This window comes from Streptomyces sp. CRCS-T-1, assembly GCF_024442335.1.
Classification (GTDB): Bacteria; Actinomycetota; Actinomycetes; order Streptomycetales; family Streptomycetaceae; genus Streptomyces; species Streptomyces koelreuteriae.
Map to the genome: position 1 here is coordinate 6,997,246 of NZ_CP101651.1, position 14,873 is coordinate 7,012,118.

General features: G+C 70.6%; 11 protein-coding genes and 1 tRNA gene. 10 read left to right on the plus strand and 2 right to left on the minus strand.

Annotated features, from left to right (window positions below; translation table 11 throughout):
- Window positions 1–279 precede the first annotated feature (279 nt).
- The 5 genes from NNW99_RS31760 to NNW99_RS31780 all read left to right on the plus strand — a co-directional run bounded on the left by NNW99_RS31760 (window position 280) and on the right by NNW99_RS31780 (window position 6,941).
- The gene (locus tag NNW99_RS31760; protein ID WP_215122587.1) at window positions 280–1,569 is read left to right on the plus strand and encodes an ABC transporter substrate-binding protein; all 1,290 of its coding nucleotides are present in this window, start codon (window positions 280–282) and stop codon (window positions 1,567–1,569) included.
- On the plus strand, window positions 1,569–2,576 hold the full coding sequence (locus NNW99_RS31765) for a carbohydrate ABC transporter permease (protein WP_215122588.1): 1,008 nt from the start codon (window positions 1,569–1,571) through the stop codon (window positions 2,574–2,576). The genes NNW99_RS31760 and NNW99_RS31765 overlap by 1 nt, the downstream gene beginning before the upstream one ends.
- A complete protein-coding gene (locus NNW99_RS31770; protein ID WP_215122589.1) occupies window positions 2,573–3,454 on the plus strand; it encodes a carbohydrate ABC transporter permease in 882 nt (293 codons plus the stop codon). The genes NNW99_RS31765 and NNW99_RS31770 overlap by 4 nt, the downstream gene beginning before the upstream one ends.
- 7 nt (window positions 3,455–3,461) lie before the next feature.
- Window positions 3,462–4,052 carry a hypothetical protein gene (locus tag NNW99_RS31775; RefSeq protein ID WP_215122590.1) on the plus strand — a complete coding sequence of 197 codons (591 nt, stop codon included), beginning with the start codon at window positions 3,462–3,464 and terminating at the stop codon, window positions 4,050–4,052.
- A 147-nt stretch (window positions 4,053–4,199) separates the two neighbouring features.
- On the plus strand, window positions 4,200–6,941 hold the full coding sequence (locus tag NNW99_RS31780; RefSeq protein ID WP_215122591.1) for a Tat pathway signal sequence domain protein: 2,742 nt from the start codon (window positions 4,200–4,202) through the stop codon (window positions 6,939–6,941).
- Between the two features lie 18 nt (window positions 6,942–6,959).
- On the opposite strand, the gene NNW99_RS31785 is transcribed toward NNW99_RS31780, so the two are convergent.
- The gene (locus NNW99_RS31785) at window positions 6,960–9,368 is read right to left on the minus strand and encodes an SCO7613 C-terminal domain-containing membrane protein (protein ID WP_215122592.1); all 2,409 of its coding nucleotides are present in this window, start codon (window positions 9,366–9,368) and stop codon (window positions 6,960–6,962) included.
- 63 nt (window positions 9,369–9,431) lie between these two features.
- Between NNW99_RS31785 and NNW99_RS31790 the strand changes: the two genes are divergently transcribed.
- Together NNW99_RS31790 and NNW99_RS31795 are read left to right on the plus strand one after the other, a co-directional pair.
- Window positions 9,432–9,878 carry an SRPBCC family protein gene (locus tag NNW99_RS31790; protein WP_215122593.1) on the plus strand — a complete coding sequence of 149 codons (447 nt, stop codon included), beginning with the start codon at window positions 9,432–9,434 and terminating at the stop codon, window positions 9,876–9,878.
- Window positions 9,879–9,917: 39 nt separating this feature from the next.
- Window positions 9,918–9,989, plus strand: a tRNA-Val gene (locus NNW99_RS31795).
- A 66-nt stretch (window positions 9,990–10,055) separates the two neighbouring features.
- Here NNW99_RS31795 and NNW99_RS31800 read toward each other — a convergent pair.
- Window positions 10,056–10,784 (minus strand): 3'-5' exonuclease, encoded by a 729-nt coding sequence (locus NNW99_RS31800; protein WP_215122594.1) that lies wholly within the window; start codon window positions 10,782–10,784, stop codon window positions 10,056–10,058.
- A gap of 168 nt (window positions 10,785–10,952) precedes the next feature.
- Here NNW99_RS31800 and NNW99_RS31805 point away from each other — a divergent pair, with 168 nt between their 5' ends.
- The 3 genes from NNW99_RS31805 (at window position 10,953) to thrS (ending at window position 14,826) form a co-directional block, all read left to right on the plus strand.
- A complete protein-coding gene (locus NNW99_RS31805; RefSeq protein ID WP_184597254.1) occupies window positions 10,953–11,519 on the plus strand; it encodes a DUF4365 domain-containing protein in 567 nt (188 codons plus the stop codon).
- Window positions 11,516–12,757 (plus strand): hypothetical protein, encoded by a 1,242-nt coding sequence (locus NNW99_RS31810; RefSeq protein ID WP_215122595.1) that lies wholly within the window; start codon window positions 11,516–11,518, stop codon window positions 12,755–12,757. The genes NNW99_RS31805 and NNW99_RS31810 overlap by 4 nt, the downstream gene beginning before the upstream one ends.
- Before the next feature lie 92 nt (window positions 12,758–12,849).
- Window positions 12,850–14,826: a threonine--tRNA ligase gene (gene thrS / locus NNW99_RS31815; RefSeq protein WP_215122596.1), complete on the plus strand. Its 1,977-nt coding sequence runs from the start codon at window positions 12,850–12,852 to the stop codon at window positions 14,824–14,826.
- Window positions 14,827–14,873: the final 47 nt, after the last annotated feature.

A 14,873-nucleotide genomic window follows, 5' to 3' on the forward strand; every position in this document is an offset into this window, starting at 1 on the left:
CCACCCGCCCCTCCACCCCACCGTCGTCTTTCGGACGTGCCCGAAATTCCGGCGGTGGGGCCGTGGGTGTTCGCTCCCTCGGCCGTACGTACCTCACCAGCGGCGTCGTCCTGCCGGCTCACCGGCCTCACCACCTCGCCCCGTTCCGCACCCACCTCCCTCGGTAAGAAATTCCTGTCCGAATCATTGACGCACCCTCACCCTCTCCGTACCTTGTGCCAGCAAGCGCTTACTTGAAACGATTCATGCGAGCGGGACGACGTGCGGGGAGGTCCAACCGTGGTGAACGGCAGGAATGTTGAGAGACGTACGGTCCTGAAGGCGGCCGGGGCCACGGCGGTCACGATGGGGCTGGCCGCGACGACCGGCTGCGGTGGTGACGGAGGGGCCTCCGCCGACGGGACGGTGACGATTCGTTATGCGTGGTGGGGAGCGGAGGACCGCGCCCAGAGAATCAACAAGACCATCGCGCTCTTCGAGAAGAAGTACCCGAAGATCAAGGTGAAAACGGACTTCCAGCCCTATCTCGACTTCTGGAAGAAGTTCAACACCCAGGCCTCCGGCGGAAATCCGCCGGACGTCTTCCAGAATGCCATCGGCTTCCTCCGTAAATACGACGCGAAGAACGTGCTGCTCGATCTCAGCGAGCAGGCCGAGGCGGGCAACCTCCGGATGGAGGGATTCCGGGCCGGTCTGGATAAGTTCGGCGAGATCGACGGCAAGCTTCTCGGTGTTCCGGTCGGTTCGAACTCGATGGCGCTGGTCATCGACAAGCCCGTCTACACCCGGGCGGGCATCAAGCCCGAGCAGGGGTGGACCTGGGACGACTTCGACGCGGCGATGAGGAAGATCCGCGACAAGACGGGCCGCTCCGGAGACAGCGGCATGTACGGCGTCATGTACCTCTACGACCTGTATCTGCGTCAGAACGGCAAGGCCTTCTTCACCGCGGACGGCCTCGGCTTCACCGAGTCGGATCTGACGGACTGGTGGACGAAGGCCGAGAAGGGCGTGAAGGACGGCGTCTACACCGACGCCAAGAAGGTCGCCCAGATCAAGCCCAAGTCGGCGGTCGCAGCCGAGCTCGCCGGTGGCGAGTTCACCTGGGACAACTTCACCGTCCGCTACACCGCCGAGGGCAAGAGCGAGTACGGCCTGGCCCCCATCCCGACCACGGACGGCAAGAAGACCGGCCAGTACCTCGGCTCGCTCATGCTGAGCGCCTCCAAGCGCACCCAGCACCCCAAGGAGGTCGCCCAGTTCATCGACTTCATGGTGCACGACCCCGAGGTCGCCAAGATCATGGGCTACGACCGCGGTGTGCCCGCGACGCAGGCCCAGTACGACGCGTACCAGCCGACCGACGAGGTCAACAAGGCGATCGCCGCCTACGAGGAGTCCCTCGTCAAGGCCGGTGTGCTGGAGCCCATCACCCCGCACCCGAACGGCGCGGACATCTGTGAGTCCGCGTTCCTGCGCATCGCCGAGGAACTCGCCCTGGGCAAGAGGTCGGTGGACGAGGCCGTCAAGCAGTTCTTCACCGAGTCGAAGACGGCTCTCGGCACCTGATGGGAACCACCGTGACACACGCCCCTGCGATGGAGGGTCTGTCCGAGGACAAGGACTCCGAGCCGCGGCACGGTCCGGTGAAGCCCGAGCGCCCCGCCGCCCTCAAGCGGCGGCGGCGCCGGGAGAACCTGGCCGGCTATCTCTTCATGTCCCCGTGGATCGCGGGCTTTCTGCTCCTCACCGCGGGTCCGATGGTCGCCTCGCTCTACTTCGCGTTCACCGACTACAACCTGTTCGACGCGCCCCGGTGGATCGGTCTCGAGAACTTCTCCGAGATGTTCGGCGATCCGCGCTGGCGCCACTCGGTGCAGGTGACGTTGTGGTACGTCGTCGTGGGAACGCCGCTGAAGCTGATCGCCGCCCTCGGGGTGGCGCTGCTCCTCGCCCAGAGCCGGCGCGGCCAGGCCTTCTACCGGGCCGCCTTCTACGCGCCGTCGCTGATCGGGGCGAGCGTCTCCATCGCGATCGTGTGGAAGGCGATCTTCTCCGACGACGCCATCGTGGACCGGATCCAGAAGAGCTTCGGGATCGACGTCGGTGGCTGGACCGGCGATCCCGACATGATCATCTACAGCCTGGTGGCGCTCACCGTCTGGCAGTTCGGCGCTCCCATGGTCATCTTCCTGGCCGGCCTCAAGCAGGTCCCGCGCGAGCTGTACGAGGCCGCCGAGGTGGACGGGGCGGGCAAGCTGCGCCGGTTCTGGAACATCACGCTGCCGATGATCTCCCCGGTGCTCTTCTTCAACGTCCTGCTGGAGACGATCCACTCGTTCCAGATCTTCAGCTCGGCGTACATCGTCGGCGGCGGCGCCGGAGGCAACGCCTGCGGTCCGGCCGACGGCTCGATGGTCTACACCTGCTATCTGTACGTCCAGGGCTTCGAGAACAGCCGGATGGGTCTGGCGTCCGCCATGGCCTGGATGCTGCTCGTCGCGGTCGCCCTGGTGACGGCAGTGCTGTTCTGGTCCCAGAAGCGCTGGGTGCACTATGAGGAGGGCGCCTCATGAGCGCACCATCCACCGATCTCACCCCGCGAGCGGGTGGCCTCCGGCACAAACTGCCGGGTTCCGTCGCCTGGCACATCGGGTCCCTGGTGATCCTCGCGGTGATCCTCTACCCGGTGATCTGGGTCGTCGGCGGTTCGTTCAAGAAGAGCGAGGACGTCGTCGGCAGCCTGGATCTCTTCCCGGGCGATCCGGTCCTCGCCAACTACACCAGCCTCGCCGACGGCATCGCCGACATCCCGATCTCCACGTTCTTCTTCAACTCGCTGTTCCTCGCGGGCGGTTCGGTGATCGGGATCCTGGTGTCCTGCTCGCTGACGGCGTACGCCTTCGCGAGGATCAGGTTCGCGGGCCGCAATCTGCTGTTCGCGCTGATGATCGGCACCCTGCTGTTGCCGTACCACGTGCTGCTGATCCCGCAGTACGTGCTGTTCCGCAACATGGAGATGATCAACACCTACACCCCGCTGCTGCTCGGGAAGTATCTGGCCACCGAGGCGTTCTTCGTCTTCCTGATGGTGCAGTTCATGCGCAACCTGCCCAAGGAACTCGACGAGGCGGCCCGGCTCGACGGCTGCGGGCACCTGCGGATCTATTGGTCGATCATGCTGCCGCTGTGCCGCCCGGCCCTGATCACCAGCGCGATCTTCACGTTCATCAACGCCTGGAACGACTTCATGGGCCCGCTGATCTACCTCAACGAGCCCGACAAGTACACCGTCTCGCTCGGCCTGAAGATGTTCGTCGACCAGGAAGGGCTCGCGAACTACGGCGGCATGATCGCCATGTCGCTCGTCGCGCTGCTGCCGGTCCTCGCCTTCTTCCTGGCCTTCCAGCGGTATCTGATCGACGGCATGGCCACGTCGGGTCTGAAGGGCTGAGGTGGGCATGGCCGGGACCCGGGTGAAGGCGCGGGGCGAGTCGGTGCTCGCCGGGCGGTTCGCGATCTTCGCCGAGTGTCTGCTGACCGGGGTGTGGATCGCGGTGGCCTCGTTGGGGGTCGTGACGTATCCGGCCGCGTTCGCCGCGGGTGCGCGGCATCTGCGGCGCCGTACCGCGCACGAGGGCGGTGGGTGGCGGGAGTTCGTCGCCGACTTCCGTACGGCTCTGCGCGGCGGGTGGCTCGCCGGCCTCGCCGGGTGGGCGGCGGTGGCCGCGGTCTGGGTGGACGTCCAGGCGGCACGGGCGGGGATTCCCGGCGGGCCGCTCGTCGGGGCGGTCGGGGTCGTCGCGCTGATCGCCTTCGTCGTGGCGGGGCTGCGCGCGGCGGCGCTCTGGGAGCCGGGGGAACGGTGGCGGACGCTGCTCGCGGCTGCCTGGCGCCGGACCTTTCTCGACCCCGCCGGGTCCTTCCTGATCATCGCCGGGCTGGCCGTGGTGGCCCTGTCCGGCTGGTTCGTCGCGCCGCTGGCGGTCCCCGTTCTCGGGGCCGTCGCGGCGGCGGCCGTCGCCGTGGAGGAGCGCTACCGGCACCGCTGACCGGCGGTGCCCTCACTCCAGGCAGGCGCCCCGGGCGCCGTACCTCTCAGTGTCATGCCCCTGACCGGATCAGCCACGCGGAATCGCTTCCCGCACGGACCTTCCCGCACGGACCTTCCCGCACGGACAAGGAAAGGCAGCATCTCTATGTCTCCCATCCCCCGCAGGTCCCTCCTCAAGGCGGCCGCGGTCGCCGGAGCCGCCGCCCAGTTCAGCTGGGCGCTGGGGGCGCAGAACGCGCAGGCCGCCCCCGGCCCCGAGCCCGCCGACGCCGACCCGGTGACCCTCGACTGGCTGGAGGACGGCGGACTCGGCGCGGCCCCCGGCTCCACCGTCGGCGTCCCCTGGCCCAAGGGCGCCTACGAGAAGGACCAGACCTTCGCGCTCACGGACGCGGACGGCAAGGCCGTTCCCGTGCAGTCCTGGCCGATCGCCTACTGGCCCGACGGCTCCCTCAAGTGGACCGCGCACGCGGTCGGTTCGGGCGGCGGCAAGCTCACCCTCGCCGCCGGCACCCCCGCCGCCCCCGAGAAGAAGGTCACCGTCGACAAGAGCGGCGGCACCATCGACATATCGACCGGCGTCATCACCGCGAGGATCGGCAAGTCCGGGTCCACCATCGTCAAGTCGGTCACCCGCGGCTCGACGGAGATCGCGAAGAACGGCCGGCTCGTGCTCATCCGCCAGCCCGAGATCGAGGACGAGGACCAGGGCGCGGTCAAGACCGAGCGCTTCGACGGCGCCATCTCCAAGGTCGAGGTCGAGCAGGCGGGCCCGGTCCGCGCGGTCGTCCGCATCGACGGCAAGCACCGCAAGGGCGGCCGCAGCTGGCTGCCCTTCTCGATCCGGCTCTACTTCTACGCGGGCGCCGACTCCTTCCGCATGGTCCACACCCTCACCTTCGACGGCACCCAGGAGCCCGCGAAGGCGAGCGGCGACTTCATCCGCGGACTCGGCGTCCGCTTCCAGGTGCCGATGCGGGACCAGGCATACGACCGGCACATCCGCATCGGCGGCGACGGCACCGGCCTGCTCCGCGAGGCCGTGAAGGGCATCACCGGACTGCGCCGCGACCCCGGGGCGGCGGTGCGTACGGCCCAGTTCGAAGGCAAGAAGCTGCCCGACCCGGCCACCTGGGACCAGCGGGTCACCACCCGCCTCCAGTACATCCCCGAGTGGGGCGACTACACCCTCTCCCAGCTCTCCGCCGACGGATTCACGCTCCGCAAGCGGACGAAGAAGGGCCACGGCTGGATCGGCGCGGGCGGCGGGCGGCGCGCCAGCGGCTTCGGATACGTGGGTGGTGCGAGCGGCGGGTTCGCCTTCGGGCTGCGGGACTTCTGGGAGAAGTTCCCCGCCCAGCTCGACATCCGCGACGCCCAGACCGACACGGCCGAGGTCACCCTCTGGCTCTGGTCACCCGAGGCACAGCCCATGGACCTGCGCTTCTACCACGACGGCATGGGCCAGGACACCTACCCCGAACAGCTCGAAGGCCTCAACATCACCTACGAGGACTACGAACCCGAGTTCGGCACCCCCTACGGCATCGCCCGCACCAGCGAACTCCTCTTCTGGGCCCACGACTCCACGCCGAGCGCCGAGGCGACGGCCCGGCAGGTGGCGGCCGTACGCACTCCGCCGCAGCTCGCCGCCCCGCCCCAGCAGCTCGTCAAGGCCGGCGTCTTCGGCAAGCTGTTCTCCGCACCGGACCGCTCCACCAGTGCCAAGGCGAAGATCGAGGACCACCTCGACTTCCTCTTCACCTACTACAAGGACCAGGTGGAGCAGCGCCGCTGGTACGGCTTCTGGGACTACGGCGACATCATGCACAGCTACGACCCGAGCCGCCACCAGTGGTGCTACGACGTCGGCGGCTACGCCTGGGACAACTCCGAGCTCTCGCCCGACCTGTGGCTCTGGTTCGCGTACATGCGCTCCGGGCGGGCGGACATCTTCCGCTTCGCCGAGGCCATGACCCGGCACACCGGCGAGGTCGACGTCTACCACCTCGGCAAGTGGGCGGGCCTCGGCACCCGGCACGGTGTCCAGCACTACGCCGACAGCGCCAAGCAGCAGCGCATCGCCAACACCACCTATCGCCGCTACTACTACTTCCTCACGGCGGACGAACGCGTCGGCGACCTCATGCACGCCAACGTCGACTCCGACGAGACCTTCCTCGTCCTCGACCCCATCCGCAAGATCCGCACCGAGCCCTACACCCCCGACCGCAACGCCCTGTCCATCGGCTTCGGGACCGACTGGAGCGGTCTGGTCTCCGCCTGGCTCACGGAGTGGGAGCGGCGCGGCCCCAAGTGGGAGAAGGCCAAGGCGCGCGTTCTGTCCACGATGGAGACCATCGCCGCCCAGCCCAACGGCTTCGTCCAGGGCAACGCGCTGTACGACCTGGACACCGGCAAGTTCGCCGTCGCCAAGGACGCCAAGGTCAGCGTCTCGCATCTGTCGGCCATGTTCGGCCTGGTCGAGCTGTGCGCCGAGCTGATCGACCAGGTCGACATGCCGAAGTTCAAGGAGGCGTGGCTCGACTACTGCCGCTACTTCAACGCCACCAAGGCCGAGCAGAGGGCCCGCTACGGCTCCGACTTCGGTTCCCTGCTGCTCTTCCAGGGCCACTCCCGCCAGGACGCCTACGCGGCCGTCCTGGCGGGCGACGACAAGCTGGCCGCCCGGGCGTGGCGGCAGTTCTACAACAGCGCCGACACCTGGGACTACAAGGAGTCCACGGACTGGTCCACGAAGAAGATCGAGGGCCCGACCGGCCTCGTCCCCGGCAGCGAGGCGGCCTGGGTGTCCACCAACGCCACGGCGCTGTACGGCCTGGCGGCCATCCAGAACCTGGCGCTGGTGGGCGACAAGATGCCGTAGCCGGTCCGTGGGAGACGGCTAGTTCATCCTCCCGAGGACGTCTCGCACTCGCCGGACGTCCCTGATCCGCTGCTCGTACGTCGCCCCGAGTGCGAGCAGCAGGAGTCCGGCGAGGGCGGGAGGCGCCCAGCGGGGGAGCGCGCCCGTCACCTGCACGACGTACGGGGCGAGTTCGTGCAGTGTGACCAGGGCCAGCACCGAGCCGCCGAGCACCAGCGGCGCCTGGAGGTGATGCCGCGCTCCCAGCAGGGTGACCAGCAGGGCCGCCGTGCCCAGCAGCAGCGGTCGCGTCCAGTGCGGGTCGGCCCAGGCCGCGACGAGGCTCGGCAGGAGGGTGGCGGCGAGTCCGGGGCCGTACGCCGTCCAGGAGGACGCCCCCGGATCGCGGCGCCGGCGCAGGGCGCCGACGAGCAGCGCGGGCACGGTCACCGGGAGCGTGTAGGCCTCGGGTGTGCCGATGTCCCAGGCGGCCAGGCGTACCCAGGCGGCCAGCACGAACAGGGCCGTGGCCGCGTAGCCGACGGGACGGCGCCCCGGACGCATCGCCGTGCCCGCGGCGATCACTCCGCACAGGGCCAGCACCAGGGCGAGCAGCGGCGGATCGGTGACGGCGAGGCCCACGGCGAGCAGGCCGGTGGCAGCTCCCACGCACTCGACCGGCACGGTCGCCCGGTGCTCACCGAGACGCGCCGCGAGCAGCGCGGCGGCCACGGGGACGGCCAGGACCAGCAGGGCGGTGGGGGCCGGCGGCCAGTCCATGGCGGCACCGGTCGCCGAGGCCAGGGCGGCGGCGTACCCGAGGGCGGCCGGAGCCGTGACGGGGGCGACGCTCGCCTGCCATGAGGCCGCGGCGAACAGCCCCACCAGCACGGACAGCACCACGAGGGTCGCGGTCTGGGAGGCGAGAGCGGTCAGGGCGAGGCTGACGGAGGTGACCAGGGCGAGGACGAGGGCGGTGAGTTGCGCGGCAGGCACCGCCTCCTTGCGCACATACAGCGCGGCCGCCGTCATGACCCCGAGGACCGCCATCCCCGCGACGTACGGAATCCCGAGCACCGCCGGAAGCATCAGGACCGTCGCCCAGAGCAGGCCCAGCGCGCCGAGCCGGGCCCGCGCACACCACGGCTCCGCGCGGATCGCCAGGGCGAGAACGGCCGCGACGGCCACCAGCACGACGGGAGCCGTCACCGAGTCCGGAGGCCAGGGCGCCTCGACGGCCACCGCGGTACGGGCGTCCGAGGGAGCGCCGCTCCACACCCGGCCGACCCAGCCGGCCGGTCCCAGCAGCACCACGGTGACGACGGGCAGCGTCCACAGCAGCGCCAGCGCCTGTACGACACCCGAGGCCCAGGCGAACCCGTGCCGTATCGCCTCGGGCAGCCGCCCGGTCGTCATCGCCGCCAACAGGGCGACGCCGAAGGCCAGATGGGCCGGAACCGCCCACTCCGACGGCAGTCCGGAGCGAGCCACCCCACCGAACGCGCCCACGGTGAGCAGCCCCGAGGCGATCGCGAGACCGAGGGAGTGCCGCGTGCCCGGGCCCCGCCAGGACGCGCCCAGCGCGATGACCGCCGCGAGCAGGAGAAGCCCCCCGGCTCGGGCAGCGGCGCCCGGACCGTCCGCCGTCAGCGACAGCCAGCCGGCGGCCAGGACGCCCCAGCCGCCCATGCCGTACGCACCCACGACAGCGGCGATCCGCACGGAACCGGTCGCCACCCGCAGCGCCGCCACCGTGTCGAGCCCGGCCGTCACCAGCAGCGCGGCCGTGATCAGATACGGGCCCGCGTCGGCGGCCAGGGCCCACAGCAACAGCGGGAACTGGGCCGCGGCCAGGGCGGAGGGCAGGGGCAGCCGCAGGGCGGCCGTCGCCGGAAGCAGGCCGTACGCCGACCAGATCACCGCGAGCACCGCTGCCGCGGCCGCCGCGTACCCGGTCCCGTCCGTCCCGGTGAGGGCGGCCTCGTGCAGCGCGTACGCGTCCAGGACGGTCAGGGCGAGCCCGAGCCCCGCCACGGACTCGGCCGTCGACCGCAGCCCCCGCTTCAGCAGGAGCACGGGCCCGGCGAGTGCGGCCAGCGTGACCGCGCCGAGCACCAGCGCCCGCCCGGTGATGCCCATATGACCCCAGCTGACCAGCGTGAACACCGCAGCCGCGAGCGTGAGCAGCACACCGCCGAGAACCAGGAGGACGTTCTGCACGCTGGGCGCGGCGGTCTCCGGGCGGGGCGGTGCCGTGGGCGACCAGGCCACCGGCAACGGCTGCTGGGCCCGTCGCAGGGTGGAGACCAGCCAGGCGCGACGGGTCAGCAACTGGGCCCTGCGGGCGTCCAGTTGCCGCAGTTCGGCGTCGAGGAGCCGCAACTCCTCGGCCGGGGGCGGAAGGTGTGTCATGCCTGGCAGTGTGGTCCGCGTCACCTCGTACGGCATGAGTGCGGATACTCAGCCGCGTACTCAGCCAAGCCCCCCACCAGGAGTGGGCACACTGCGGGCATGGACTGGAACCACTACCGCTTCCGCAGCCTGTGGCCCCTGGCCGCGCCGCCCGCCACCGTGTACGAGGCGCTGGAACGGGCCGAGGGCTACCCCCGCTGGTGGCGCCAGGTCCGGCAGGTGACCCGGCTCGACGAGACCACCGGCACGATCCGGATCCGCTCCGTCCTGCCGTACGACATGACCTTCACGGCACGGGAGGTGCGGCGCGACCCCGAGGCCGGTGTGCTGGAGACCGCCCTGTCCGGGGACATCGAGGGCTGGGCACGCTGGACGGTCACGCCGCTCGGGCCGGGCAGTCTCGCGCGGTACGACCAGGTCGTGAGCGTGACCAAGCCGCTGCTGCGGAGACTCGCCGTACCGGGACGGCCCGTCTTCCGCGCCAACCACACGCTGATGATGCGGTCCGGGCGGCGCGGACTGGCCAGGCACCTCGAAGCGGTTTGAAGGAAACGTGCCGGGGCCTGTATTGTTCAGTGCGTTCCCGGGCGATTAGCTCAGTGGGAGAGCGCTTCGTTCACACCGAAGAGGTCACTGGTTCGAACCCAGTATCGCCCACCGGAAACAGCCGGTCCGTCTCAGACGGACCGGTTTTTTCATGCCCGGACGCCCCGGGCCAGATGCTCAGGCTGCCGCAGGCAGGTCCGGACGCAGGGGCCAGGCCGGGTCGACCGACTCCTCGACACCGCTGCGCGCGAACCACGCCTGGAGGCCCCGGGCCTGCGCCGCGTGCCACACCGCCTGAAGGGTGTGCAGTTCGCCGGGAGCGAGCCGCTCCAGCCGGGACGCGAACCGGCGGCCCACCGCCCGCGTGACCTCCAGCGCCGCCACGGCGTCGGCCGCCGCGTCGTGCGCGCCCTCCAGCGTGACGCCGTAGTGCGCGCACAGATCGGTCAGCGTGCGACGGCCCTTGCGATAGCGGTCCAGGTGCTTGTCCAGGACCCTCGGGTCGAGCACGAGCAGCGGCGCCGGCTCGAACCAGCGGTCCAGCGCCGAGGCACGGTGGCGGCGCAACTCCCGGTCCAGCAGGGTCAGATCGAACGGCGCGTTCATCACCACGACCGGACGGCCGGCATGCGCCTGCTCGGCCAGCACCTCCGCTATCTCGTACATCACCGGCGCCGGCCACCGGCCGTTGCGCTGCAGGTGTTCCTCCGTCAGCCCGTGCACCGCCGTCGCCTCGGCGGGCACCGGCACACCCGGGTTCACCAGCCAGCGGCTGACCCGCGGCCGGACGCCCGGGGCGTCCTGGACGACGACGGCCGCCGACACGATCCGGTCGGTCTCGACGTCCACGCCCGTCGTCTCCGTGTCGAAGGCGGCCAGCGCCCCCTCGTACCAGCACGTCGTCATAGCCACACAACCCCTCGTTCACCTTCGGCAGTTGACGCACCGTCCGCTGCCCGATTCGGTGATACCCGGGCTGTTTGCGTACTACGCCGGAAGGAGACAACAGGAGTACGGGTCGTCGCAGTTCAGCGGCCCGCACGGGGACTCATCTGTTCTGGAAGGCTGTTGGCCATGGCCATTGCGCAGCCCGAACGGGGCGGGCTGCTGCCCGAGCGCACGGCTCCCTCCCGCGGCACCCTCGCCACCACCGCCTGCATGGAGACACTGCAGGTCGGCTATCTGCACGCCGTCGCGGCGGCCGCCGGCTGCTCGCTGTCCCAGCCCTTTCCCGACAACGGCATCGACTGGCACGTCAGCCACAGCGCCCCCGGGCACACGGTCGACGACGAGGTCACCATCAAGGTGCAGCTCAAGGCCACCTACCAGGTGCCGCCCAACCCGCCCGGCCGCACCTTCTCCTTCACGCTCGACAACGCCCACCTGGCGAAACTCGCCCGCACACCCGTGTCGGTGCACAAGATCCTCGTCGTGATGCTGGTGCCGCGCTCCCAGGACGACTGGCTGCGCGCCGGACACGACCGGCTCGACCTCAGGCACTGCTGCTACTGGACCAACCTCGCCGGCCAGCCCATCACCGGCCGCAGCCGCACCACCGTGCGCATACCGACCGCACGCATCTTCGACGACCGGGCCCTGTGCGAGATCATGACGCGGGTCGGGACGGGAGGGAAACCGTGACGCACCGCCCGACCGAGGAGCCACTGAGGGCCGTGCGGCCCCACCCCGTCGACTCCTGGAGCGGCCCGCCGCCCGAGCCCCGCGACGTCGACCCGGCCGTGCTGAGCGCCCTGCTGCGCCGGCACGGCTGGCTGCGGCGCGGCGGCGCCCCCGGACGCTACGGCCGCTGGACCCCGCCCGGCCCCGGCGCCGGCGGCACGAGCCTGCTGGTGCCGGAGACCCGCGCCTTCCCCGACAGCGACGACCTGCTCGGCGAGGCCCTGCTCGCCCTGTCCCGCAGCGGCTCGCCCTCCGCCCGTGAGGTCCTCGTCTCCCTCGCCGTGCCCAGCGACGAGATCCGCTGGTGGCACGACGTCCCCGCCGGGCCCGCCGGAGCGGCGTCCTGGATCGTCGAGGACGGGCTGCGCACCGCGGCCCGCCGGATGCTGCTCGCGGCGGCCCTCGCCGCACGCGCGCGGGCCGGCTATCACGGCGCCCGCCATCGCCGCTCCGCCGCCGCGTCCCTGGAGAACGTCCTCGTCGGCTCCGCCGCCGACGGCCGGCTCACCGCCTTCGTGCCCGTCGCCGACGGCCGCCCCGTGGCCGTACGCCTTCACCAGGCGCTGTACGCCGCCCGGGAGGCCATCGACTACCAGCGCGCCACGGGCGGCATGGACGCCTTCGACGCCGCGGTCGAGGCAGGGGTGAGCCATGAGCTCACCGAGGCGCTCGTCGCCCTGGTCCGGGGCACGGAGGGCGCCCGGATCGCCGTCGCCTGGGCCCCGGCGGCCGGGGTGCCCGAGGGGTGCGCGTCCTCCACCGAGCCCGTCGAGTTCTCGCCCGGCGACCTGCCGGTCCTGCGCGAGGCGGGCGCCCGCTATCTGCGCGAGGAACCCGCCGTGCCGGTGCGGATCACCGGAGCGGTGGTGCGGCTGCGCAGGTCGGGGCCGCGCGGCGAGGGCACCGTACGGCTGCGGGTCCTGGCCGGCGCCGAGATACCGAACGTCCGGATCACTCTTGACGAGGAGGGCTACCGGATCGCCGGGCACGCCCACCTCGTCGGACTGCCGGTACGGGTGCAGGGCCGGCTGGAGAGCCGGGGCGGCTTCCGGCGCCTCACCGGCGCCCACGGCGTCGTACCCGTGCAGGTCGACGACGCCGAACGGGACCGGCTGATGAAGGCGCTGCAGGAGAACGCCGGGATGGCGGCCTTCTTCGAGGAGGCCTGCGGAGGAGACGAGGGGGACCGCGAGGACTGATTTCGCGGTCGGCGGCCCGGGGTCGGTACGATCCATACTCGTGCGCGCTCCCGTACGGCGCCGCAGCCCCACCTTCAGTCAGGAGAAGACCGGTGTCAGACGTCCGTGTGATCATCCAGCGCGATTCCGAGCGGGAAGAACGCGTGGTGACGACGGGCACTACGGCCGCCGAGCTCTTCGCCGGCGAGCGCTCGATCATCGCCGCGCGCGTGGCCGGCGAGCTCCGGGACCTGTCGTACGCCCTGTCCGAGGGCGACGAGGTCGAGGGCGTCGAGATCTCCTCCGAGGACGGCCTGAACATCCTGCGCCACTCCACCGCGCACGTCATGGCGCAGGCCGTGCAGGAGCTCTTCCCCGACGCCAAGCTCGGCATCGGCCCGCCCGTCAAGGACGGCTTCTACTACGACTTCGACGTCGAGAAGCCGTTCACGCCCGAGGATCTCAAGGCCATCGAGAAGAAGATGCAGGAGATCCAGAAGCGCGGGCAGAAGTTCGCCCGCCGCGCGGTCACCGACGAGGCCGCCCGCGAGGAGCTGGCCGGCGAGCCGTACAAGCTTGAGCTGATCGGCCTCAAGGGCTCCGCCTCCTCCGACGACGGCGCGGACGTCGAGGTCGGCGCCGGCGAGCTGACGATCTACGACAACCTGGACGCCAAGACCGGCGAGCTGTGCTGGAAGGACCTCTGCCGCGGTCCCCACCTGCCCTCCACCCGGAACATCCCGGCGTTCAAGCTGATGCGCAACGCGGCCGCCTACTGGCGCGGCAGCGAGAAGAACCCCATGCTCCAGCGCATCTACGGCACCGCCTGGCCCACCAAGGACGAGCTGAAGCAGTACCTGGAGTTCCTCGCCGAGGCCGAGAAGCGCGACCACCGCAAGCTCGGCAGCGAGCTGGACCTGTTCTCCGTCCCGGAGCAGATCGGCTCCGGCCTCGCCGTCTTCCACCCCAAGGGCGGCATCATCCGCCGGGTCATGGAGGACTACTCGCGCCGCCGCCACGAGGAAGAGGGCTACGAGTTCGTCTACACCCCGCACGCCACCAAGGGGAAGCTCTTCGAGACCTCGGGCCACCTGGACTGGTACGCCGACGGCATGTACCCGCCCATGCAGCTCGACGAGGGCGTGGACTACTACCTCAAGCCCATGAACTGCCCGATGCACAACCTGATCTTCGACGCGCGCGGCCGGTCCTACCGTGAACTGCCGCTGCGCCTCTTCGAGTTCGGGACCGTGTACCGCTACGAGAAGTCGGGCGTCGTGCACGGCCTCACCCGGGCCCGCGGCTTCACCCAGGACGACGCGCACATCTACTGCACCCGTGAGCAGATGTCGGAGGAGCTCGACAAGACGCTCACCTTCGTCCTCGGCCTGCTGCGCGACTACGGCCTGACCGACTTCTACCTGGAGCTCTCCACCAAGGACCCGGAGAAGTTCGTCGGCTCGGACGAGGCCTGGGAGGAGGCGACCGAGACGCTGCGCCAGGTCGCCGAGAAGCAGGGGCTGCCCCTCGTGCCCGACCCGGGCGGCGCCGCCTTCTACGGCCCGAAGATCTCCGTCCAGACCAAGGACGCCATCGGCCGCACCTGGCAGATGTCGACCATCCAGCTCGACTTCAACCTGCCGGAGCGCTTCGACCTGGAGTACACCGGCGCGGACGGCGCCAAGCAGCGCCCCGTCATGATCCACCGCGCGCTGTTCGGCTCGATCGAGCGCTTCTTCGCGGTGCTCCTCGAGCACTACGCGGGCGCCTTCCCGGCGTGGCTGGCCCCGGTCCAGGCGGTCGGCATCCCGATCGGCGACGCGCACGTCGAGTACCTGGAGAAGTTCGCGGCGGCGGCCAAGCGGAAGGGTCTGCGCGTCGAGGTGGACTCCTCCTCCGACCGCATGCAGAAGAAGATCCGCAACGCCCAGAAGCAGAAGGTGCCCTTCATGGTCATCGCGGGCGACGAGGACATGTCCCACGAGTCCGTGTCCTTCCGCTACCGCGACGGCTCGCAGGAGAACGGCATCCCCTTCGACGAGGCGATCGCCAAGATCCAGAAGGTCGTCGAGGAGCGGGCGCAGGTCTGATCACACGGCACATGGGCCCCCGGGGAGATCCCGGGGGCCTTTGCCGT